Genomic DNA, 21519 nt, shown 5'->3' on the forward strand with positions numbered 1-21519 from the left:
CCAACTCCAATTCTCCATCTCCCACCGCTGAGGAATTGCTATGCAAAGTACCAATACCCTACTAGAGAGCGAGTATGCAACCGACCAACTTGATGTCGCCGAACGGGCGAGGCTTCAAGAACTGGAATTGATCGTAGAACAAGGACTTAAGACTTTTTACGAAGTCGGCAAAGCCCTTAACGAAATTCTGGTACAGAAACTGTACCGGGAAACCCACAAGACCTTTGAGACTTATTGTTTAGAAAAGTGGAACATAGCCAGACGGACAGCCTATCAATTTATTGAGGCAGCCTTAGTGATGGAAAATTTGTGCGCAATTGCGCACATTTTGCCTAGAAAGGAAAATCAAGTTCGTCCTTTGACCAAACTCTCCCCAGAATTACAAATCCAAATCTGGCAAGAGGCGGTAGAGTCATCACCCAACGGCATTCCAACTGGTGCAGCCGTTAAGCGCTTGGTTGAGGAACGATTTCCTTCAGACGGAAGCGGGAGAACTCATAAAGATGGTGCTTCAGAATTGGAGAAGTTGCGATCGGACAATCAGCGGCTCAGAGAGCAAATCCGACAGCAAAACAGAGACAGGGATCGTCGCGCTGCTGCTGTGGCTTTGGAAATGGAGCAACTTCGAGCCGAAAACAGGCAGTTGAAAGCTGAACTGCGACAGCGCGATCGAGATTGGGAAGTGCGACTGGCTGCTGAGAGGATAAAAATCCGGGAGGAAGTCAGGGCCGAAATGAAAGCTGAGTATGAAGGGCAAATTAACTCTCTCACCCAGCAACTAGCAGAAATGACCGCAAACTATCATGGTGTATTAGCAAGACTAACAGCTCTAGAAAAAGGAAAATAAATGGTAACGCTACTTGAAAACCCACTGCGCGTCGGTTTGCGAAAAGAACGAGTGCCGGAACCACAAATTCTGGTAATCTTCGGAGCTTCTGGGGATCTGACCCAGCGCAAACTGGTACCTGCAATTTATCAGATGAAGCGCGATCGACGCTTGCCACCGGAAACTACAGTCGTGGGAGTAGCCCGACGCCCTTGGAGTCACGATTACTTCCGCGAGCAAATGCGGGAAGGCATTGAAGAATTTGGCGGCGGCATTGGCAATGAAGAATTTTGGCAAGATTTCGCTAAAGGTTTGTACTACTGTCCGGGCGACATTGACAACCCGGAAAGCTATGAAAAACTCAAAGCTTTCTTAGCGGAACTCGACGAAGAAAGGAGAACTCGCGGCAATCACATATTTTATCTGTCGGTTTCCCCGAACTTTTTCCCAGAAGCAATTAGGCAACTGGGCGCGGCTCAAATGCTGGCCGATCCAGTAAAAAACCGCTTGGTAATTGAAAAACCCTTCGGCCGCGACTTGAGTTCGGCAAAAGCTCTCAACCGAGTCGTGCAGAAGGTTTGCCAAGAACAGCAAGTTTACCGGATAGACCACTATTTGGGTAAAGAAACTGTTCAGAATTTAATGGTGTTCCGGTTTGCTAACGCGATTTTTGAACCGCTGTGGAATCGGCAATTTGTCGATCACGTACAAATTACAGTTGCAGAAACAGTAGGGGTAGAAGACCGGGCGGGTTACTACGAATCCTCTGGGGCGTTGCGGGATATGCTGCAAAACCACTTGATGCAGATTTTCTGTCTGACGGCGATGGAACCGCCGAACTCGCTCGACGCTGACAGCATCCGCACCGAAAAGATGAAAGTTCTGCAAGCAACTCGCTTGGCAGATTTGCATAACTTGGAGTTCTCAGCGATTCGGGGTCAATATTCCGCAGGTTGGATGAAGGGCAAACCCGTGCCGGGATATCACGATGAACCGGGGGTTGCTCCCAACTCGACAACGCCAACTTTTGTGGCGATGAAGTTTATGATTGACAACTGGCGCTGGCAGGGAGTGCCTTTCTACCTGCGAACCGGCAAACGGTTGCCGAAAAAAGTTAGCGAAATTGCGATTCAGTTCCGCGAAGTTCCGCTGCTAATCTTTCAGTCTGCGGCCCAACAAACTACTCCTAACGTTTTGACTATGCGCGTGCATCCGAACGAGGGGATTTCGCTGAGGTTCGAGGCGAAAATGCCGGGGCCGGATTTGCGGACGCGGACGGTGGATATGGATTTCAGTTACGGTTCTTCTTTTGGGGTGACATCTTCGGATGCTTACGATCGCCTGTTAATTGACTGTATGCTGGGCGACCAAACTTTGTTTACCCGTTCTGATGAAGTGGAAGAAGCTTGGCGGGTGGTAACGCCGGCGCTGATGGATTGGGAATCCTCCACCGACCCAGATTTGGTTCCTAAATACGAAGCGGGTACTTGGGAACCTGCGGAAGCAGAACTGCTAATTAACAGAGACGGTCGCAAGTGGCGAAGACTTTAAGAGTCAGTCGATTTTAGATTTTAGATTTTAGATTTTAGATTTACTGCACAGATGAATCTGAGAGCTTAAACTAGGGTCTAAAATTTTGGGATCTCCAGGACTACTGAACTAATGACCAATCACTGATGACTAAAAACTTAGAAAGGAGAAAAGATTTATGACGATGACACCGATGAAAGCTCCGCCTCTGGTTTCGCTACAAAGTCCTAAAGATGTGTCGATCGACCAAATAGAGGCCGAATTGAGTCAAATTTGGGAAAGTTACAGAGAATCGGGGTCGAAGGGCGATTTTCCGATCGCTACTAGGGCAACAACGTTTACTTTTGTAGTCTACGAACCGGAAGAAACTCAGCAGTTATTGGCGGATCTGGGGTTTTACGACGGGCCAGTGGACGGTATTACCGGGCCGATGACGGCATCTAGCATCAGGGCGGCTCAAAAAGCTTACGGGCTGCCGAGAACTGGCAAACCTAACGCTGAATTGCTGGCGACTTTGCGGGAAGAAGTGGCTCGCAAAAATTCCACAGGCGAGGAGATGGGATCGAGTGGTTTGGGTTCCGGGGGTTCGGGCGTGGCTGACGCGATCGTGGCTGCCAATCCCTGCCGGATTATTGCTCTGTGTCCGACGGCGGGGGAAGATACGGGCGTACAGGCTCAAGTGGCTGCTTATTGTCCGGTTCACAAGCGCACCACTGGCAATCTGATCTGCTGCGAGTATATTACGCTCCGGGGTACGGAAGCTGCTTTGGAACGGGTGAGCGGCATCGTGACGGCGTTGACTATCGCTGATTTGCCGACGCTGCTGTGGTGGAAAGCGAATCCCGATGCCGATCGAGGTTTGTTCCAGCGGCTGGCGGCAGTTAGCAGTTCTGTGATTGTTGACTCTAGCAGCTTTGCTGAGTGTGAAGCCGAATTGCTGTTGATGCAAAGTCTGATCGAGGAGGGAATTCCGATCGCGGATCTTAATTGGCGTCGGCTAGCGGCGTGGCAGGAGTTGGCTGCTGAGGCTTTTGACGCCCCAGAACGTCGGGCTGCGATTCGGGAAATTGATCGGGTGACGATCGATTACGAACAGGACAATTCTACGCAAGCGCTGATGTATTTGGGTTGGCTGGCGAGTCGGCTTCAGTGGCGTCCGGTTGCTTTCAAACAGGAAGAGGGCGATTACCAAATCAAGCGAATTAAATTCGCCGGGCCCGACGAACGGGTTGTCGAAGCCGAGTTGGCTGCTATTCCTACTGCTGATACGGGCGATGTCGCGGGCGATTTGATTGCTGTGCGTTTGAATTCTACAAACGAAAAGGCTGACTGCGGTACAGTTCTGTGTTCGGAAGCGGGCGGCTGTATGCGGATGGAAACAAAGGGCGGCGCTCAAACCGATCGGTTTAACCAGGTGAGTCCTCTGTTCGATCAGGTGACGGAACAGTTGCTGGGCCAGCACTTGCAGAGTTGGGGCCGAGATGTGCTTTACGAAGAAAGTTTGGCAGTGACGGCTCAAATGCTGAAGTTGGCTAAGGGGTAAAAAGAAGTTCGGCAACGGATGGTGTAACGGATGTAACGGATGTAACGGATGGATGGAATCAGGAGAAAGGAGAAAAAAATAAGCTAGACGGATTGAGTTAATATTCAGTGGGGCAGGCAATGTCTGCCCTACTTTTATTCTTCTCTTTTCTTCCTTCGCGCTCTTGGCGTCTTCGCGGTTCGTTAAATAGTTATTATTTGAGCGGTTCGAGAGCAATACTCATAACTTTATCAACTGTCTATTTTTATGAGGAAAGATTGCATAAATCTTTGATTGATACAGACACCGCAGATGCAAGGCAGATTAACACAGATTAACGCAGATTATTTCCTGATTGGAAAGCGACTTTGGCAATCTTATCTATTATTTATTTTAACTAACTAGAACTATGAGTTTAGTAATTGCTGGCGAACGCAGCGGGGCGGGAAAAACTACTGTAACGATCGCCCTTTTAGCTTATTTAATCCGTCGCGGCTTGAATGTTCAATCTTTTAAGGTAGGCCCGGATTACATTGACCCGATGTTTCATGCTTTTGTCACTGGTCGCCCCTGTCGGAATTTAGACCCGGTATTAACGTCTGAATCTTATGTGAAAAAGTGTTTTTCTCGTCAGATTCCAGATGTCGATTATGCCTTAGTTGAAGGGGTAATGGGTTTATTTGATGGAGTGAGTCGAAGGAATCAGGAATCACGAAGCCACGACACGGATTTTGAGACGGATACACGGATTAATTATCGAAAAGAAGAAGGTAATTATGATTTTTCCTTTGCTTCTACGGCTCATGTTGCTTATTTGCTGAATTTGCCGGTATTGTTTGTGATAGATTGCAGCAGGCTCTCTGGTTCTGTGGCTGCGATCGCCCACGGTTTTCGTTCTTTTAACCCTGACCTTAAATTTGCCGGTGTGGTGCTGAATCGGGTGGCGAGCGATCGACATTTGGAACTGCTTCAAGATGCTCTAAAACCGCTCAATTTACCTATTTTGGGCGTTTTGCGTAGGGATGAGGCTGTTACTATTCCCGATCGACATTTGGGTTTGATTCCTGCTGAGGAGTTGCCGAATCTTCATGCTGCGATCGATAAGTTGGCTGATTTGGCTGCTGTTAGTTTTGACTGGGAGCAACTTTTGCCTTTGTTGGCTGCAACTCGAAATGGGGGGGGTGAGGGGTCTGAGCAACTTTCGGGTAGGCACAGTCTCCCTTCGGGAATTATAACTCAAAAAAATGATGTTGTCAACTGTTTGGGAAAACAATTTGGAGTGAGGATTGCGGTTGCGCGCGATCGGGCTTTTAATTTTTACTATCAGGACAATCTTGATTTGTTGGAAGAGTTGGGTGCCCAGTTGGTATTTTGGAGTCCCCTTGATGACTCGGTTTTTCCTGACAATGTGCAAGGCTTATATTTTGGTGGTGGTTTTCCTGAAGTGTTTGCTCAAAAATTGAGCGGTAATGTTTTAATTCGGGATGCGGTAAGAAGTGCTATTTTTGCGGGAATGCCAACTTATGCGGAGTGCGGCGGTTTGATGTATTTGTGCGATTCTATTGTAGACTTCGATGGCAATTCTTGGCCTGGGGTGGGAGTGTTGAAAACTGCTGCTGCGATGGGAAAGCGTTTGACGCTGGGATACCGAGAAGCTGTTGCGGTGAGGGATAGTTCGGTGTTAACTGCTTTTGATGAGGTTTGGGGACATGAGTTTCATCGATCGCATTTAACTGTTGAACCGAGTAATCCAGTTTATCACAGTTGGAGGTATGGGAAGCGGGGGGAAGTTGAGGCGGTTGCTGAAGGTTGGGGAGTTTGTCAGGTGCACGCTTCTTATTTGCATTTGCATTGGGGTGCTCGGCCTGATATTCCGGCTCGTTTTTTGCAGCAGTGTGCTGATTTTAATTGTAAGGGTGTTTTGGGCGATCGAGAAAGCGAACTAGATTTTTTTATTTAATTAACCGCAGAGGACACAGAGGACACAGAGAAGAGAAGAGAGAGGTGTTGAGGAGTTACTGTATTAGAATGTTGATGACGGATCAAGCTAGGGGTGTTGGGATTTATGAGCGAATCAATTTCGACTAAGCAGTTGTCCGCACAATGGGTGACACCGGAGAATTTTCGGAGTTACGGTCAAGTTATCTTTGCGGCTGTTGATGGCAAGTGTTTCGATGCTGAGGATGCTCAGTTAAATTTGCAAAATGGTGTTCCTAGATTTTACATTATGCGGCTCCAGAAGGAAGGCCGCAAGTTTCGCAAAATTACGCGGCACGTTGAATGTACTCAGTGTTTGGGTTCTTTGGATGGGAAGGATTGGTTGATGGCGGTTGCGCCTCCTGGGGATAGTGATAAACCGAGTTTAGATGATGTTGTTGCTTTTCGGATTCCGGGCAATTGTTTTATTAAGTTAGATGTGGGGACTTGGCACGCTGGGCCGTATTTTGATGCGGATTTTGTTGATTTTTACAATCTGGAATTGAGCGATACTAATGTGGTTGACCATTTTACTTTTGATTTTGTGAAAAATCACTATCTGGAGTTTGAGATTGTCTGATTTGGTGATTATGGTTATAGGTTGGTTTTTTGAGTAAGATTTTTTAACCGCAGAGGGCGCAGAGGACGCAGAGGAGGAGAAGGAGGGGGTTCGCAAGTGATTGGGGAATTCTTTTTGTCTCACTAGGCCCAATCGCAACTAGGAAGGATAAAGTTTACAAGTGTTAAAATAAGTGCAATTGTCATGCCTGAGCAAAAGTATAGCATTGTTCTGCGCGAATGTCGTTTGTTAGGTGCGGACGATCATCGCCCAACGGTTGATATTGCTATCGAGGATGAGCAAATAGTAGCCGTTTCGTCGCACATCTCAGAACTTGGGGAACGCGAAATCGACATTCAAGGCAAATTAGTTAGTCCTCCTTTTGTGGAGTCGCACATTCATCTCGATTCTGCTTTGACTGCGGGGGAACCGCGATGGAATCAAAGCGGCACTTTGTTCGAGGGAATTCACATCTGGGGGGAACGCAAGCAAAGTTTAACTCTGGATGATGTCAAAAAACGGGCTGTAGAAACTTTAAGGCTGCAAGCGTCTCAAGGGATTTTGTTTGTCAGGAGTCACGCTGATGTTAGCGAACCGACGCTGACAGCTTTGCAAGGACTTTTGGAAGTTCGTGAACAAGTCAAAGATTGGATGACTCTGCAAGTTGTGGCTTTTCCCCAAGACGGGATTTACGGAAGTCCAGAAAATGACAAACTTTTAGAGAAATCTCTGGATATGGGTGCGGATGCTGTGGGCGGGATTCCGCATTATGAGTTGACGCGGGAAGATGGGGTGAAGTCGGTTGAGCGAATTTTTGAACTTGCGGAAAAATACAATAGATTAATAGATGTTCACTGCGATGAAATCGATGATGAACAGTCGAGGTTTTTGGAGGTTGTAGCGGCTTGTGCGATTAGAAGCGGGGCGGGTTCGCGGGTGACTGCAAGCCACACGACTGCCTTCGGTTCTTATAACAATGCTTATGCTTTTAAGCTGATGGGAAGTTTGGCAAAATCGGGAATTAATTTTATTGCCAATCCTTTAATTAATATTACCCTGCAAGGCCGCGCTGATACTTATCCCAAACGCCGTGGGGTGACGCGAGTTAAGGAGTTGTGGCAGCAGGGATTGAATGTGAGTTTTGGCCACGACTGCGTGCAAGATCCTTGGTATAGTTTAGGTACGGGAAATATGTTGGATGTCGCTCATATGGCGGTTCATGTTTGTCAGATGACGGGAATGGCTGAGATTGCAGCTTGTTTTAATATGGTGACAGTCAACGGTGCTAAAACTCTCAATCTGGGAGATGATAATTATGGGATAGATGCGGGGAAACTTGCAAATTTGATTGTGTTGGATGCTGATGATTGTTATGATGCTATTAGGAGGCGCGCTGCAGTTCTGTATGTGATTTCGCGGGGTAAGTTGCTGGCGGAAACAGTACCAGCGAAAACAACTTTTCTCGTACTCTGAAGTCGCAACTTTTTTTAAATTGGGCGCTGTGCAAACAACAACCGTCTTCGCGATATAAAATCAAAATGGATCTAGCTTAAAAAGCAGCATTGACTAATATCATGAGAGATGATATATTTTTAGATAATTTATTCACACAAAGAAATATGAACGCTAAGTTTCAAGACCTAGAGTGCGATACAGATATTTTGATGATTGATAAAGATACTTTTACAGTTGAAAGATTTAAAGAATTAATGAGGCAGAAGCTTGCTAAAAATCTTGAAGAAAAAATACCCAATACTGGGCAATTAATGGTTTATAAGTCGCTTTTTGATTGTTCGATAGGCGGGCTAACTCTACAAGTGGATAAAGGTCAATGGATTTTTCCTCCAGAAGGCATGGCTTGCCAACTTCTAAAAATCGGTTCCCCAAGTTGGCAAAAAGGTAAGCTTAGAATAAAAGCATCTTTAAATTGTACGCCTTATCATGTGAACATCAAAATAGATTGTGAATTTTGTCCTGATGAACTTGCCGAACCGGAATCTATTCTAGATGACATCCGCCAATCTGAGGAGTATAAAAAACTCGCTAATAACAACTGACATCTGAAACTGCTAAACTATGGATCGAGGTGCTATTCCCGATGAGAGTCCGAGAAATTTGCCAGAGCAACTGCTGCTGCAAGATGCTAAGTCTGGTAATTGTAGAGCTATTCAGGGCGGGCCTGACGATATGTTAGGGGATGTTTCCAGACTGGTTGCTCTCTAGGGAGGCAATCCTGAAGATTGGTATAAGATGACTAGCATTCAGGCTGTTACAATTAACGGAGCTTCCGTACAAGTACACTGGTTTGAAAATGCAAAAATTTTGCAACAAGTTGAATTAAAGTTTAAACGACAATATCCTAAAATAGCACCTAAGAATTTATAGGTAGATAAGTTATGATTGTTCGCTGTATTGCTAATACTGGGGCAGTTCTCCCGGAAAATTATATCGATCCGGCAAGAGGTTATACTAAAAAGGTTGAATTGCCGTTGACTGTTGGCAAGGAATATGTTGTTTATGCAATCCGCTCGTCGCAGGGAATAGTTTGGTACTATATTTGTGATGATAATTACAGCTATTATCCCATACAGACTCCCGCACCGCTGTTTGAAGTAGTTGATAACCGAGTTTCTAAGTATTGGCAGTTTATGCTTGACCCGAATGGGGTGTTAAGGTTTGCTTTTGAGCAGTGGTTTACTGACCCTTATTTTTATGATAAGCTGACGGATCAGGAAGAGGCGGAGGTTGAGATTTTTGAGAAGGTTAAGGAATTGATGGATGCTGAGGATTTTGCTTTGCCTCCGCTGGATGTTGCCGTTGAGAAGTTGCGAGAAACTGTCAGTGTTTGAGTGGGAAAAGTGCGATCGCAAATTGTTTCTTTACCACCTTGACTCAAATACCTTCAAATGGTATCAAATAGGAAGCAGCAGAATTTTGTAAAAAAAAATGAACGATGAAATTAAATCTAATAATAACTATGAGACAGTCGGTGATGATGATGTTTTGTTATTCGATGAAGCTACTTTTCTGGTGCGTAGGTTTAAAAACTTAACCGCCAGCAAGTTTAGTAAGATACTTGAAACTTATGTAGTAGGATCTAATAACCAAGGTGGTAACAAGCAGATAATTGAGTGTATGAACGAGCTGCGAGTTAACGAAAAAATAATAATTTATGGATCGGAAATAAACTGGAAGTCCCCTAACGAAGGAATCGATTGTCAAGTTCTCAAAATCGGTTCTAAGGGTTGGCAAAAAGGAAAGATTAAAATCGAAGTTAAGGAAGATTTACAGTTGGGTCAAACACAGGTATGTATAAAGTTTTGTCCTGATGAACCACTAGAGCCAAAATCTCCTTTAGATGATATCAGACAATCCGAGGAATACAAAAAACTGAGCAATAATAACTGACAGCCCGATCGCGATTACAATACAATAATCGATCGCACCTATATCTGAACCTTAGATTTTCAACCGCAGATGAGGGCAGATGTACGCGGATGAACGCTGATGTTGTTTGGGATGGACTAATGATAAATATAGAAGAATATGTCGATCGCACGGCCGAACTGATAAACTTACCCTTAGACCCGGAACATCGTCCAGGCGTTGTGGTAAACTTCGAGAGAATAGCTGCGATCGCCCGACTCGTTACTGAATTCCCTTTACCTCAAGAAGTAGAAGTCGCGCCAGTGTTTGAACCTTAAATTTTTAACCGCAGATGAGGGCAGATGAACGCAGATGAACGCAGATGTTTTTTAGATAAGGCTGATGCGGTTGCTACGGCAGCGGCTGTTAAATGTGGTAGGGTTACGGCTACAGAGGCGGTAAGTGCTGCTTTGGAACGGATTGCTGTTAAGGATAAAGCTTTTAATTGCTTTACTGCCATCACTGCATCAAGCGCACTCGCAGCAGCCGAAAATATAGATAATTTGATCGCAAATAACCAAAACCCAGGCCCTTTAGCAGGCGTTCCCTTCGCTGTCAAAAACCTGTTCGATATCGCCGGAATTACCACTCTAGCTGGGTCAAAAATCAACGCTGACAATCCTCCGGCTACCCAGGACGCGGCGGTGGTCGCCCGACTAAAACAAGCCGGGGCTGTGCTCGTAGGTACTCTCAACATGGATGAGTACGCCTACGGTTTCGTCACGGAAAACAGTCACTACGGCCCGACTCGCAATCCCCGCGATACTACGCGCATCGCCGGCGGTTCCAGCGGCGGTTCCGCAGCAGCAGTCGCCGCCGGTTTTGTACCCATCACTCTCGGTTCTGATACTAACGGTTCCATCCGCGTACCGGCTGCTTTGTGCGGTGTCTTTGGGTTTAAGCCTACTTACGGCCGTTTGTCCAGGGCTGGCGCTTATTTATTTTCGGGTAGTTTGGATTGTGTGGGGCCGTTTGGGCGATCGATCGGAGATATGGCGCTGCTGTACGATATCCTGCAAGGCCCTGATTCTCGTGACCCAGTTTGCACTCAACGCCCGCCAGAACTTTGTTCGCCGCAGTTAAATCAAGGCATTGAAGGATTGCGAATTGCTGTTGCTGAGGGGTATTTCGCCACAGGGGCCGAACCGGAAGCAATGGATGCTGTAGAAATAGTTGCTAAAGCCTTGACAAATGTCTTGGATTGTGGTATTAGCACAGAAAAAACAACAAACCCCCCAAAAATAGGGGGGCTTGCAACTGTCAGCATACCGGAATCCGATCGCGCCCGGGCTGCGGCATTTATCATTACCGCCTGCGAGGGGGGAAACTTGCATTTAGATAATTTGCGATCGCGCCCTCAAGACTTCGATCCTGCCACGCGCGATCGCTTTTTAGCGGGAACCCTGATCCCTGCGACTTGGTACTTGCAAGCCCAGAGATTCAGACAGTGGTACCGCGATCGAATTCGCGAAATATTCCAACAAACAGACATCATCCTCGCACCCGCCACCCCGATAGCTGCCCCTGAAATTGGCGTCGAGAAAATGGTAATAGCCGGACAAGAAATCTTAGTGCGTCCCAATCTCGGACTGTTCACCCAACCCCTATCGTTTATTGGCTTGCCCGTTCTTTGCGTGCCCGTACAGCGGCCCGGCGCTTTGCCCTTGGGGGTACAAATTATTGGTGCTCCCTACAGCGAAGCGGTGATTCTCCGAGTCGCTGCGGTACTAGAATCGCAAGGCATTATATCTGCCGAATCAATTTAGTGCTAATAATTCTAGGGCTTGTTATTGCGGTGGAAGCGTCTCTTAGTCCTTCTGGCAATAGCTTTGCGCTTCTGCTTTTCCAACGGGGTTTCAAAGTGGCGGTGCTTTCTCATGTCGGGGAAAATACCCGCTTTAGAAACTTGTCGCTTAAACCGTCGCAGGGCTGACTCAATCCCTTCATTTTCGCCTATTACAACTTGGGTCATTATTTCTCCTTTTGTTCGGTAGATCAAGTTTTATCATATCAAGGTTTTTGGCCGCGCGACCTGTTGAAGGTCGCGCGATCGACCAAAACCCAAAAATCATACCAGAAAATTGGTTCGTAGTGAGGAATGCAAGTCCTGCTTTTTTGCGGACTGAAGTCCTCATTGACTACTGACTACTGACTACTGTCAATTGACTACTGACTACTGACCAACTGATTTTCCTGTCGCAGGTAAGCTTGAATAAACGGCTCTAATTCGCCGTTCATTACATCTGCGATGGCGGTTGTTTCCACTCCAGTACGCAAATCCTTGACCATTTGGTATGGGTGAAAAACATAATTGCGAATTTGGTTGCCCCAAGCTGCCTCTACCATGTCGCCGCGAATCTCGGCAATTTCCGAAGCCCGTTGTTCCTTAGCAACGACCAACAGTCTAGCCTTGAGTAATGCCAGAGCTTTTTCTTTATTTTGCAACTGACTGCGTTCTTCAGTGCAGCGCACGGCCAAACCGGTAGGAATGTGAACGATGCGTACAGCAGTTTCTACCTTGTTAACATTTTGCCCGCCCTTGCCACCAGCGCGGGAAGTCGTGATTTCCAAATCTTTTTCGGGAATGTCCAACTTGACGGATCGATCGAGAATGGGCATCACTTCGACGCCTGCAAAACTGGTTTGACGCTTGTCGTTAGCGTTAAAAGGCGAAATTCTGACCAAGCGGTGAGTGCCTTTTTCCGATCGCATATAACCGTAAGCGTAGCGGCCGACAATTTCCAAAGAAGCCGATTTAACACCTGCTTCCTCTCCCTCGGAAATTTCCATTAAATGTACTTTGTAACCTTGACTTTCCCCCCAGCGGGTGTACATCCGCAGCAGCATTTCGGCCCAATCTTGAGCATCTGTGCCGCCGGCCCCGGCGTTAATCGTCAAAACAGCGCCGCCTTCATCGTAGGGCCCAGATAGTAATTGTTGCAGTTCCCACTGGTCGAGTTCGCGGGTTAACTGAGAAAGACTCGATGAGGCTTCTTGGAACAGGGACTCGTCGGCTTCTAACTCCAGCAGTTCTAAAATCGCTTTAGCATCTTCCAAGCTCGTTTGCCAGCCGCGATATTGGTCTAAATGAGATTTGAAGTCATTAAGTTCTTGGAGAGTTTCTTGAGCTCGATCTTGGTCGTCCCAAAATGCTGGTTGGGCGCAGATTTGCTCTAAGTCTTGAATTTTGGCTGTAAGTGCGGGGATGTCAAAGATAGTCCTGGGTTGCACCCAGTCGATCGGACAATGTTTCGATATTGTGTTTGATGTCTAGAACTTCCACTGTGAGTTCTCCGGCGTTGTGGGGTGTCTTGTTTATTTTAGATCGATATCGGCCGTCTGTGAAGACAAAAATCCAGATTTTGCTTCATTCGTAGCGTATATTTTGGAGCAGAAAATTTGTTGAGTCGGGCAGATGGGTATGAATTTAGATGCGTTAGGAGCTAGGTTTTCACGGTGGGGCGATCGCCCGGAATATCTAAGCGAGGGTGTTTTGGCAGTTATGGGAGCCGGATCGAGCTCGTATTTACCGTGGCTGTCTCAAGTCGATCGACAATAACCCAAGCGATGCCGATCGGGCAAAAAATTCCCTCCCTCGAAAAATTCAGAAATTGCCCTTGGGAATCGTCTTATAGAAGGGAAGGGCAGAAACAGGAATTCAGGTGGCAATCAATAAAATGCCCTCTTGAGCTTATCTGTTGGGTTTTGCCATACCTTGAGCGAACCTATAGCAATCCTCGCATCATGTGTGAATTTCTTGCTTTCTCCCCTAGAACGGGGAGGGTTGGGGTGGGGTAAAAAATTTACGACTCCTGCAAGGATTGCTATAGAAGGCTCTGGTTGGAGATTAAGCGTTGGCGTAGCGTGCGCTGTTTTTGACTGCAAGAATTGCTATCGCCCTTTTCCCGATCTCAAAATTATCTACAAAATCTCCCATCACGGTGCATCAAACAAGGGAAAAGCCCTTGAATAATTCCTAATTTCCATGATGCTATCAAGTTGGTAGGGGTATGAACTTAAATTGTCAAGGATCTGTGTTTTCACGCGATCGCCAGGAAGATATCGGCACTGTTTTTTGGTCGCTTTGGCAGCAGAATCAAAACGATATTTATCGTTGCTGTCTCAAATGGATGAACAATAACCCAACCGATGCTGAAGATGCGCTCAGTCGGGCGATGCTCAAAGCTTGGGAAAAGGCGCAAAAGTATGCGGCGGGAGAAATTACCAATTTTAAGGCTTGGCTGACTCGACTGACTCGCAATCTCTGCATAGATATTCATCGCTCGCGCGATCGAGCAGCGAAAAGAGTTGAGAATATAGAAGCGATCGCCTCAGTCGAGGAAATAGAACTGGTTTCTGTGCATGATACGCCCCTGGGCGCTCTGGAGAAAGACGAGAAAAAGATGGTGATTCGGCGCGCTATCGATAACTTATCGCCTAAGATGCGCGAGACTTTTATGCTTCACTTTTATCAAGAACTCTCTTATCAAGAGATTGCCCAACAGCAAGATATTTCCTACCAGAATGTCTGCAAACGGATCTCCCAGGCGCGGGCCATTCTGCGTCTTGAGTTAAAGGGATATTGGATCGGGGATGATTCTACTGATGGAGAGGAGTCTCCAAAAGGGGAAGAGTCGAAAAAGAGGGTTGAGTCTCCAAAAGGGAAAAAGTCCCAAAAGACGGTGGAGTCTCCAAAAGGGGAGGAGTCCACCAAGACGGTGCGAGTTGAACCCATTGCGATCGAGACTGTTATATTATCTGAAAAGATACAAGAAGTAGCTATAGTTGCCGGTGCGGAACCGCAAGAGCCTGCACTATCCGAGCCGCAGATAGAGTCTGCGATAATTTCGGCTCAATCCGACGGGCAATTAGAAGTAAAGCAAAATGCTTGTCGGCGGTTTAAGGCGACGCTGTGTGTTTGGCAGCTAACACAGGTTTTAATAAAAACTCAATAAAAAATTTTGTCGGTTTTCAGCAAGCTCGATCGACTAGATTCCCATCGGTGCTGGTGGCTGTGGATGGATAGCGGCGGCTCTTTTCCATCTAAAAAGTACAATCCTCGACGCACGGCGCGATGCTTAGAAACCGGGTTTTTTACCTTGGGTGCGGGCTGTAAGGAAGTACACTCGTAAAAAAACCCGGTTTCTGGACCCCCATGCGTCCAGGACTAAAGTAGCTGAGTACAAAGGCGCATATTTCACAAAGTTAGTGAAGAAGTTGCGATCGCATTTTCCTGAACGCTCTTAGCATTTGGACAATGGCGATACGGATGCTGCTGGCAATTTTTTCAGGCAATTCAACAAAAACTGTAGCGTCTCTTCGTAGGGAACGCAACTTCAGCCTCAGTTACCTGATGGTTGGTTTTGTCATGGGTTCGTTTTAGCTTTGACGGGGAGACACTGAAAAAGTTGCAACATATAGCCTTTGTCTCAGTAACATGAGGTGCGCTGACGGGCACAGGGGCATGGGCTCGCGGATTCGCCCGCATACCTCACAACGCGATCGAACCGCTATATATAGTCTTGGACGCAAAAAACCCGGTTTCTGAGAAAAATCGTGCATTGATGGCTGAGATATTAAAAGTCCAGGACTGATACAGTCCGAAAAGTCTCTCTTTCTTGCATCTAGTTTTATGCGTGCATTCAGTTAAGGCAAAAACTTCTCTACCTCAAAAATTCATAAATGGCGATTTGAGATCGTCTTATAGATGGAAAGGGCACGAACCAAGCATTGAAATGCTAATTAATTAAATGCCCTTTTCAGCACAAAACTAAACACAAGAGTGAGAGAAAAAGATGCCGAAGCTGAAAATCGAATTAATTGATGTCTTTTGCGGAAATACTGAAGATATAACTGGTGCTGACGATTTTTATCTCCTCGGTGCTTTGGTAGGCGGGGAAGTCACAAAAGTAATTGCGACGCGCCCTATCAAAATCAATGACAAGCAAACCAAAACCTTCCGTCCAGAGGACACCGTTTTATTTGAAGGCGACATCCCAGCAGGACAAAGCGTCAAAGGCGGAATCAAGGCTTACGACGAAGATGCTGGAAAAGACTGGGCTAAGTACGGCGACACAGTTAACCAAATTAGCGGTGCTGTTTCAGCTGCTTTAGCAGCGACAGGTCCACAAGGAGTTACGGCGGGAACGATTCTTTCAGTAGCTACAAAGGCAGTAGGCATTTTCGCTGGTTTGGATAAAGATGACTTACTCGGTGCTACCGAATTAGAAATTTCCGCCACAGGACCCGCCTTTGAGGAGCGCTCCTGGCTAATGAAGGAAAAAGGTCTTGGTTGGTCCACCTGGGATTACAAAGTTCGCTATCGGATTTCTCGTTCCTAAAAAATAGCAAGTAGGGTGCGTTAGCGGTAACGGAACGCACCTTTTCAAGTGTCTGTTTCTGTTGGGTTTAGCGAAGGCCAAACCCAACATACAAGATTTTTTTTAGCCCGTTATCAAGATAAAAATCAAAATGTCAAAGAATAAAATTATTGTCTTAAGTGACATACACATCAGTACAAATGAACCCACAAACTGGTATCAAAAAAACTTCCACGAACCATATCTATCAGCCATACTAGATTATGTTATCCGTGAGTCAGACTCAATTCAAGAGCTAATTTTACTCGGTGATATATTCGATTCTTGGACTTATCCTCCCGATCGTCAACCCCCTACCTTTACTGATTTCCTAAACGCTAATCCCAATATTTTTGGAGTGAATGGAAAGTTAAATCAGGCTTTGACGGCTTTACAAGGAAAGGTGACTTATGTCAATGGCAACCATGATATGGAGGTCGCTGAACATGATTTGCACCAAATTGAAACTTCATCAAATTATCAAATCAAATATTGTCCCGACCCAATTTATTATGTCCAGACTGCCGGAGGCAAAAAGATTGCCTTTACTCACGGGCATATATTTACGATGTTTAATGCCCCCTACCTCGACACTGAAATTAGCCCATTACCTCTGGGCTATTTCATTACCCGCTCAGTGGCTTATATGTTAAACAAAACACTTAAACCCGGACAAACTGTTGCTGATTTGCAGGGTCAAGGTGCTCCTAACTCAATGAATTTACAGGGGTTAGTCTCCTCAGTTGATGCCGCAATTTCTTCGGGATCTATAGGGTTAGTTAATTTAGTTCTCGACTACATTATGGAAGAGACTCGAATCCCGGAAGATGAGCCGATTATCTTACCAAACGGTCAAACAACCACTATGGCACAAGCGAAGGAAGTGTACCGTAATTTGCAGAACAAGTGGGTTTCTGATTATGGTATATCAGCCACGGCAAAATCTGCGATCGCCGATTTAAATGGGACTTATATTGCTTGGTTTGCCCAACGATCTGCTATAATGTCTGACTCAGACTTGATTGTTTTAGGACATACCCATACCCCCAAGCTAGGTATAACCAATGGTTTTGTTAAGTACGCTAATAATGGTTTTGAATGTCCTTCAAGTCCTGATATTCCGCCTCAAGGGGTTACTTTCTCGGTGGTTGATACAGATAACTGTCAAGCCAGTATTTATCAGGTGATTAAGGAGAATACATCTTATCAAATAAGCCCTTATTCTGCTCTTCCCGACTCAGTGATTTTTTCGGCAATATCGATGGATTATTCTTGTTATGTCACTATTGACAACTCCAACGGAACGTCTACATTGAATTTAACTCAATCTAACGATGAGGACGGTCATTATGTCGTCAGTCCCCCTCAGCAGATTATTCCAGGCCAAAAAATAAAGTTCTGGTTACAGGATTATGCGGGGCCCGTTGGCACAAAAGGTAGTGTAACCTATTCGGTAGGGGGTCACTCTCTGACTTTGACCTATGCTTGTCCTACCGGTCTCAGCAAGAACAAATGTTCAGGTGCCAACTTCTACACTTCCACTGATGGAGTGAAGTGGGGTAAACTTAATGAAATCAAAGGTTGGGGTCATCCCTTTTTCGTGAAGTTTGTTTTGTAATATCCACAAGTTTTATTTCTCCAAAAATCGGCTACCCATTTAACTTGGGATAATAATGCAAGGACGATCGTCCTTGCATTATTATTTAGTCGATGTCGCCGTCAAGAACTTCTGCACCGCACTCTATTTCAGCAATTTCTTTGACTCCTTGCCCTGACGGGCGATCGCCAACAGTATGTAGGGGCTGTACCTGTGAGAGTCAGCCCTACAGGTTTATTGCTAGATATACTGCGAACCTGTTGAATTGAAAGTTTTACCGCATTCGTGAGCGCATACGTCCAACCTTTTAGAACAGGAAAAACTTTTTGTGAGGTCTTCGCGAAACCAATCTCTGGCGATCGCATCTTTCACCGATTGAGTTCTGAGAGAATTAAAACCATTTCCGTACTTTTCAATTAAAGCCAGCATTTGCGGTCTGTAAGTGTGGTTATAAACAGCGTATTTAGTATGGCTTACCCAACAGCAAGGCCAGAGTTCCGCTTCAAAACTGATGAAAATCTCTTTGCTGGCTTGAGTTTGACAGCTAATTTCTACATTCCGGTAGTAATTGTTTAGGCTACCAAATTTTTCTACAGCTTGGATAAATTGGTCTCCCTGTGGATTTTTATATTGTTCCAACGACGGGGGTTGAAGTTCTTCGCTGGCTGGCTGTGATGGGACAGAAGGAGTTGGTTCTGGTGCTTGAGATGTTTCGATAGCTATAGCTTGATACCAAGCATAATTTGCTTTTTCTGGTTGCCCCAACTGTGTCAACACTTTAGCTAAATTGCGATAAGCTCCTGCAAAATTGGGCTTAAGCTCGATCGCCTTTTGGTAATAAGCACTAGCTGGCTGCCACTGTTGCTGTTGAGCATAAAGACTGCCGACATTAGCATAAACTTCTGGAAAATCAGGCTGAATTTTAAGTGCCTTTGCGTAACAGTCTGCTGCTGCTTGCATCTTCCCCAAACCTTGAACAGCATTGCCTAAAGTTTTCCAGGCTGCTGCAAAATTAGGTTGAATTTTCAGGGCTTGTTGGCTGGCTGCGATCGCCTCTGAGAGCTGTCCTTGTCTCAAACAGTCCTCAGCTTGTTTGTGCAACCCAACAGCGGTCTGTGTTGGATTTTGAGGGTCTGACGCATTAGTTGTTGCTGGTTGGTTGGGGCGATCGCTAGACGCCTCTACCTGAGAGTTTTCTCGCTTCTGAGGCTGTTGATTGGCGGACTCTTTCTCATAAATCTCTTTCGCCACAAAACGAGAGGTAGCTTTCGGTACAAACTCGACAAAGCCTAGTTGTTGGGCTAAATCCCGCGCTGCTTCTACTTGGTGCTGGTTGTGTTCAAAAATCAAGTAGTGCCATACAGCCTTTCCGCCAGCTTGGATAAAGGCATTAACCGACTGCATTATCCTGTCCCAGTTGGTATTTTGGCGGTAGATGCTGTTAGTATCTGCCAACCCGTCGATACTAAAAATTACGCGATCGTATTCTCCTGTCATCGCCTTTGCCAGGGCTTGCCACCAGTCTGGATTGCGTCCGCTACCGTTGGTGTACAGGCAGATTTGAGGAACTCCCATGCGGTGCAAATATTCGATCGCGGGAATTGTGGTATTGCTAGTCATAGCATCGCCGTAGTTGCCGCACATATACACCAAATCCAACTGAGAGCAAAACTCTGGTGGAAAAATTCTCTCAATATCCTCCATCTTTAATTCCGCCCCCGGCAAAATCGGGTTGCCGGTGCGGGGACACTGGGGACAAGCTGCATTGCACCTGGAAGTAATTTCTACGCTGACTCTCCTGATATCTTCATATTTTAAGTACATGAGTTTTCTCCAATTAATTTGTGATTAATATTGAAATCGCGATCGACAGAATTAGATAACAAGACCTTTGATAGAGTGATTAAAAAGTAATATTATACTTCATGTCTGTCGCCGGCGGACATGATATAAGTTTTTTAAATGAGGGACAGAGGACGAGATGACGACTATCTTGATTCCCAATCTTAATCAAAAACCGCGGCCCGATGTCGATCGAGCCGCGGTTTTTTTTAAGCTACAGTTTCAATTAATCGCGGCCGTTGAGAGCAATCAGCAGGCGCAGAATAAAGATGAACAAGTTGATGTAGGTCAAGTACATCGACAGAGCGGCGGGCAGATACTGGTCGTCGCGGTAGGTGCGGGGTAATATGTAAAAATCGACGATCGCAGCGCCGGCAAATATAAACACGCCGATGCCAGAAATGCCAATTTCCAACCAGGTTGGGGTGTAGACGCCAAAGAGAGAGAGCAGAAACTGACCGCCAACGACGACTAACAAAGCAATGACACCTAAACTGATAGTTTTGGTGAGGGCCATGCCGTCTTGTTCAGAAAGGTTGGAGCCAATTTGGCGGGCGGCGATAAAGGTAATGCCGCATCCGAGTGCAGCAAAAGCGATGCCGGAGATGCCGACGCCTTGGCTTCTGAGGGCTACAGACACCAACCCGCTGAGGGTGTAACCGGAAAGCAGGCTGTAGGTTGCCAGCAGGGGCAAAGCGGTATTTTTGTTGCCTTGTTCGGCGGCGGCGCGAGCGACGAAGAATAGAATTAATTCTACGACGATCGCGGCGATGAATGTGGGAAAGAAGATCCCGGGATAGTTACGAATCACTCCGAGGCCCCCGTAGGTGCCGACAGCAGTTAAGACAAGTCCGCCGCCCACGAAGGGGAGAGCGTTGGAGATGACGTTGGGGCCTACTAGCGCGTGGTTTTTGGCCTCGCGCACGGCTTCGCGGAAATTGCTAGTGTTACTCACGAGGATTTACCTAATTTTGGCTGAGAATTGCTATCTCTATTTTGACAGCTTTACAGTTTGTTTGCAAAACCTGAAAGAGTTTAAAGATTTGATAAAGAACGGGGGTGAAATCACTCCAAAGCAGGGATCGATTGTTTATAATTGACTGCGTACAGGTATGTGTCGTGTCGCTGTCTCGCACCGTTGGGCGTCGGGGCAAAGCTATAATTGAGGTTAAAGGGCCGGCGCTATCGGCGGCCAGGGGCCAGGTTAAAGTCTATCAGATCGCAGATAGCGGATGTAAATCAATTTTGGATTGGGGATTTACGATTGGGGATTAAGGAGTATATGCTAGAGACAGGGGCCACAGTTGATTTTAGGTTTTTGATTTGCGACTTAGTTAAAACTAGGGGCCAGAAACTTCAATAATCTAAAATTTAAAATCTAAAATCTACAATCTAAAATCTAAAATCTAAAATCTAAAATCGGTTCCGTTAATGGCTAAGGTAGCTTAGACAGAGGATACCCGGAAAATTAATGAATAGATCGAGTGCTATCGACAAACTGCTAAATAGGTAATGTCCCATGCCCACATTTTTTGATCGCAAATTATTGCCACCTACAGCCGGAATTTTATTGGCTGCCTCCGTTATTTCCGGCGGTCAAGCTGCCGTTGCAGCTAATTTCCGAGCCGTTTATACCGCTACTTCAGGGCAGGGTTCAGAAAATTTGCTGCTGGCTAAGAATACCGAGCAATTCACCAACAGAAATTCTGGAATCCCGAGCCGGGGACCGGGAAAGCCGGTGCCTCTCCCCGCAAGAATTCCTGAGCCTTCGGCGGTGGTAGGGTTGGGTTTAGTTGCGGGTTCGCTGGCGCTGACTCGCCGGAGAGTGAGAGTTAAAAATTAGACTTTTGGCAAAAAGTCTAATTTTAGGATTTTTAACCG

At 46.1% G+C, this 21519-nt stretch carries 21 protein-coding genes; 17 read left to right on the forward strand and 4 right to left on the reverse strand.

Translation table 11 applies throughout. The features are described from left to right. Window positions 1-40 precede the first annotated feature (40 nt). From QUB16_RS00475 to QUB16_RS00530, 12 genes are all read left to right on the forward strand, one after another. Entirely contained in the window at window positions 41-847 is an 807-nt protein-coding gene (locus QUB16_RS00475) for a hypothetical protein (protein WP_333313246.1), read from the forward strand. Next, window positions 848-2377 carry a glucose-6-phosphate dehydrogenase gene (zwf, locus tag QUB16_RS00480; RefSeq protein ID WP_333313247.1) on the forward strand — a complete coding sequence of 510 codons (1530 nt, stop codon included), beginning with the start codon at window positions 848-850 and terminating at the stop codon, window positions 2375-2377. Window positions 2378-2534: 157 nt separating this feature from the next. Further along, window positions 2535-3899: a glucose-6-phosphate dehydrogenase assembly protein OpcA gene (opcA, locus tag QUB16_RS00485; RefSeq protein WP_333313249.1), complete on the forward strand. Its 1365-nt coding sequence runs from the start codon at window positions 2535-2537 to the stop codon at window positions 3897-3899. 388 nt (window positions 3900-4287) lie between these two features. Next, on the forward strand, window positions 4288-5838 hold the full coding sequence (locus QUB16_RS00490) for a cobyrinate a,c-diamide synthase (RefSeq protein ID WP_333313251.1): 1551 nt from the start codon (window positions 4288-4290) through the stop codon (window positions 5836-5838). A gap of 105 nt (window positions 5839-5943) precedes the next feature. Continuing rightward, complete coding sequence (locus QUB16_RS00495) at window positions 5944-6435, forward strand: ureidoglycolate lyase (RefSeq protein WP_333313253.1); 492 nt, start codon at window positions 5944-5946, stop codon at window positions 6433-6435. A 183-nt stretch (window positions 6436-6618) separates the two neighbouring features. Next, entirely contained in the window at window positions 6619-7887 is a 1269-nt protein-coding gene (gene codA / locus QUB16_RS00500; RefSeq protein ID WP_333313255.1) for a cytosine deaminase, read from the forward strand. 89 nt (window positions 7888-7976) lie between these two features. Then, complete coding sequence (locus QUB16_RS00505) at window positions 7977-8471, forward strand: KGK domain-containing protein (RefSeq protein ID WP_333313257.1); 495 nt, start codon at window positions 7977-7979, stop codon at window positions 8469-8471. Window positions 8472-8490: 19 nt separating this feature from the next. Beyond that, window positions 8491-8637 carry a hypothetical protein gene (locus tag QUB16_RS00510; RefSeq protein WP_333237027.1) on the forward strand — a complete coding sequence of 49 codons (147 nt, stop codon included), beginning with the start codon at window positions 8491-8493 and terminating at the stop codon, window positions 8635-8637. 173 nt (window positions 8638-8810) lie between these two features. Beyond that, entirely contained in the window at window positions 8811-9263 is a 453-nt protein-coding gene (locus tag QUB16_RS00515; RefSeq protein ID WP_333313259.1) for a hypothetical protein, read from the forward strand. Between the two features lie 97 nt (window positions 9264-9360). Continuing rightward, complete coding sequence (locus QUB16_RS00520; protein ID WP_333313261.1) at window positions 9361-9822, forward strand: KGK domain-containing protein; 462 nt, start codon at window positions 9361-9363, stop codon at window positions 9820-9822. Window positions 9823-9941: 119 nt separating this feature from the next. Next, window positions 9942-10118, forward strand: a complete 177-nt coding sequence (locus QUB16_RS00525; protein ID WP_333313419.1) for a DUF4089 domain-containing protein — start codon at window positions 9942-9944, stop codon at window positions 10116-10118. A gap of 24 nt (window positions 10119-10142) precedes the next feature. Further along, a complete protein-coding gene (locus QUB16_RS00530; protein WP_333313263.1) occupies window positions 10143-11606 on the forward strand; it encodes an AtzE family amidohydrolase in 1464 nt (487 codons plus the stop codon). 11 nt (window positions 11607-11617) lie between these two features. Here QUB16_RS00530 and rpsU read toward each other — a convergent pair whose 3' ends face one another. Continuing rightward, the gene (rpsU, locus tag QUB16_RS00535; RefSeq protein ID WP_006632476.1) at window positions 11618-11812 is read right to left on the reverse strand and encodes a 30S ribosomal protein S21; all 195 of its coding nucleotides are present in this window, start codon (window positions 11810-11812) and stop codon (window positions 11618-11620) included. A gap of 194 nt (window positions 11813-12006) precedes the next feature. Continuing rightward, window positions 12007-13123 (reverse strand): peptide chain release factor 2 gene (gene prfB, locus QUB16_RS00540; protein WP_333313264.1). Its coding sequence is split into 2 segments (ribosomal slippage): window positions 12007-13050 and window positions 13052-13123, totalling 1116 coding nucleotides; the frame shifts between segments, so codons are not numbered across the junction. A 138-nt stretch (window positions 13124-13261) separates the two neighbouring features. On the opposite strand from prfB, the gene QUB16_RS00545 reads away from it, so the two are divergent. From QUB16_RS00545 to QUB16_RS00560, 4 genes are all read left to right on the forward strand, one after another. Further along, window positions 13262-13399, forward strand: coding sequence for a hypothetical protein (locus QUB16_RS00545; protein WP_333313266.1), 138 nt, complete (start codon window positions 13262-13264; stop codon window positions 13397-13399). Window positions 13400-13850: 451 nt separating this feature from the next. Continuing rightward, entirely contained in the window at window positions 13851-14795 is a 945-nt protein-coding gene (locus QUB16_RS00550; RefSeq protein WP_333313268.1) for a sigma-70 family RNA polymerase sigma factor, read from the forward strand. A gap of 840 nt (window positions 14796-15635) precedes the next feature. Continuing rightward, entirely contained in the window at window positions 15636-16181 is a 546-nt protein-coding gene (locus tag QUB16_RS00555) for a hypothetical protein (protein WP_333313269.1), read from the forward strand. Between the two features lie 130 nt (window positions 16182-16311). Next, a complete protein-coding gene (locus QUB16_RS00560) occupies window positions 16312-17817 on the forward strand; it encodes a metallophosphoesterase (protein ID WP_333313271.1) in 1506 nt (501 codons plus the stop codon). A 219-nt stretch (window positions 17818-18036) separates the two neighbouring features. On the opposite strand, the gene QUB16_RS00565 is transcribed toward QUB16_RS00560, so the two are convergent. Continuing rightward, complete coding sequence (locus tag QUB16_RS00565; protein ID WP_333313272.1) at window positions 18037-19620, reverse strand: tetratricopeptide repeat protein; 1584 nt, start codon at window positions 19618-19620, stop codon at window positions 18037-18039. 244 nt (window positions 19621-19864) lie between these two features. Next, on the reverse strand, window positions 19865-20593 hold the full coding sequence (locus QUB16_RS00570; protein WP_333289806.1) for a Bax inhibitor-1 family protein: 729 nt from the start codon (window positions 20591-20593) through the stop codon (window positions 19865-19867). A 564-nt stretch (window positions 20594-21157) separates the two neighbouring features. Between QUB16_RS00570 and QUB16_RS00575 the strand changes: the two genes are divergently transcribed. Then, window positions 21158-21481 carry a PEP-CTERM sorting domain-containing protein gene (locus QUB16_RS00575; protein ID WP_333313273.1) on the forward strand — a complete coding sequence of 108 codons (324 nt, stop codon included), beginning with the start codon at window positions 21158-21160 and terminating at the stop codon, window positions 21479-21481. The last annotated feature ends 38 nt before the right edge of the window (window positions 21482-21519 follow it).

Source organism: Microcoleus sp. D3_18a_C4 (assembly GCF_036702415.1).
Taxonomy (GTDB): Bacteria; Cyanobacteriota; Cyanobacteriia; order Cyanobacteriales; family Microcoleaceae; genus Microcoleus.

Bases quoted from the DNA above. Each gene is read 5' to 3' on its own strand.
- QUB16_RS00475 (WP_333313246.1), top strand. From the start codon at position 41: ATGCAAAGTACCAATACCCTACTAGAGAGCGAGTATGCAACCGACCAA.
- zwf (WP_333313247.1), top strand. From the start codon at position 848: ATGGTAACGCTACTTGAAAACCCACTGCGCGTCGGTTTGCGAAAAGAA.
- opcA (WP_333313249.1), top strand. From the start codon at position 2,535: ATGACGATGACACCGATGAAAGCTCCGCCTCTGGTTTCGCTACAAAGT.
- QUB16_RS00490 (WP_333313251.1), top strand. From the start codon at position 4,288: ATGAGTTTAGTAATTGCTGGCGAACGCAGCGGGGCGGGAAAAACTACT.
- QUB16_RS00495 (WP_333313253.1), top strand. From the start codon at position 5,944: ATGAGCGAATCAATTTCGACTAAGCAGTTGTCCGCACAATGGGTGACA.
- codA (WP_333313255.1), top strand. From the start codon at position 6,619: ATGCCTGAGCAAAAGTATAGCATTGTTCTGCGCGAATGTCGTTTGTTA.
- QUB16_RS00510 (WP_333237027.1), top strand. From the start codon at position 8,491: ATGGATCGAGGTGCTATTCCCGATGAGAGTCCGAGAAATTTGCCAGAG.
- QUB16_RS00515 (WP_333313259.1), top strand. From the start codon at position 8,811: ATGATTGTTCGCTGTATTGCTAATACTGGGGCAGTTCTCCCGGAAAAT.
- QUB16_RS00520 (WP_333313261.1), top strand. From the start codon at position 9,361: ATGAACGATGAAATTAAATCTAATAATAACTATGAGACAGTCGGTGAT.
- QUB16_RS00525 (WP_333313419.1), top strand. From the start codon at position 9,942: ATGATAAATATAGAAGAATATGTCGATCGCACGGCCGAACTGATAAAC.
- QUB16_RS00530 (WP_333313263.1), top strand. From the start codon at position 10,143: ATGAACGCAGATGAACGCAGATGTTTTTTAGATAAGGCTGATGCGGTT.
- rpsU (WP_006632476.1), bottom strand. From the start codon at position 11,812: ATGACCCAAGTTGTAATAGGCGAAAATGAAGGGATTGAGTCAGCCCTG.
- QUB16_RS00545 (WP_333313266.1), top strand. From the start codon at position 13,262: ATGAATTTAGATGCGTTAGGAGCTAGGTTTTCACGGTGGGGCGATCGC.
- QUB16_RS00550 (WP_333313268.1), top strand. From the start codon at position 13,851: ATGAACTTAAATTGTCAAGGATCTGTGTTTTCACGCGATCGCCAGGAA.
- QUB16_RS00555 (WP_333313269.1), top strand. From the start codon at position 15,636: ATGCCGAAGCTGAAAATCGAATTAATTGATGTCTTTTGCGGAAATACT.
- QUB16_RS00560 (WP_333313271.1), top strand. From the start codon at position 16,312: ATGTCAAAGAATAAAATTATTGTCTTAAGTGACATACACATCAGTACA.
- QUB16_RS00565 (WP_333313272.1), bottom strand. From the start codon at position 19,620: ATGTACTTAAAATATGAAGATATCAGGAGAGTCAGCGTAGAAATTACT.
- QUB16_RS00575 (WP_333313273.1), top strand. From the start codon at position 21,158: ATGCCCACATTTTTTGATCGCAAATTATTGCCACCTACAGCCGGAATT.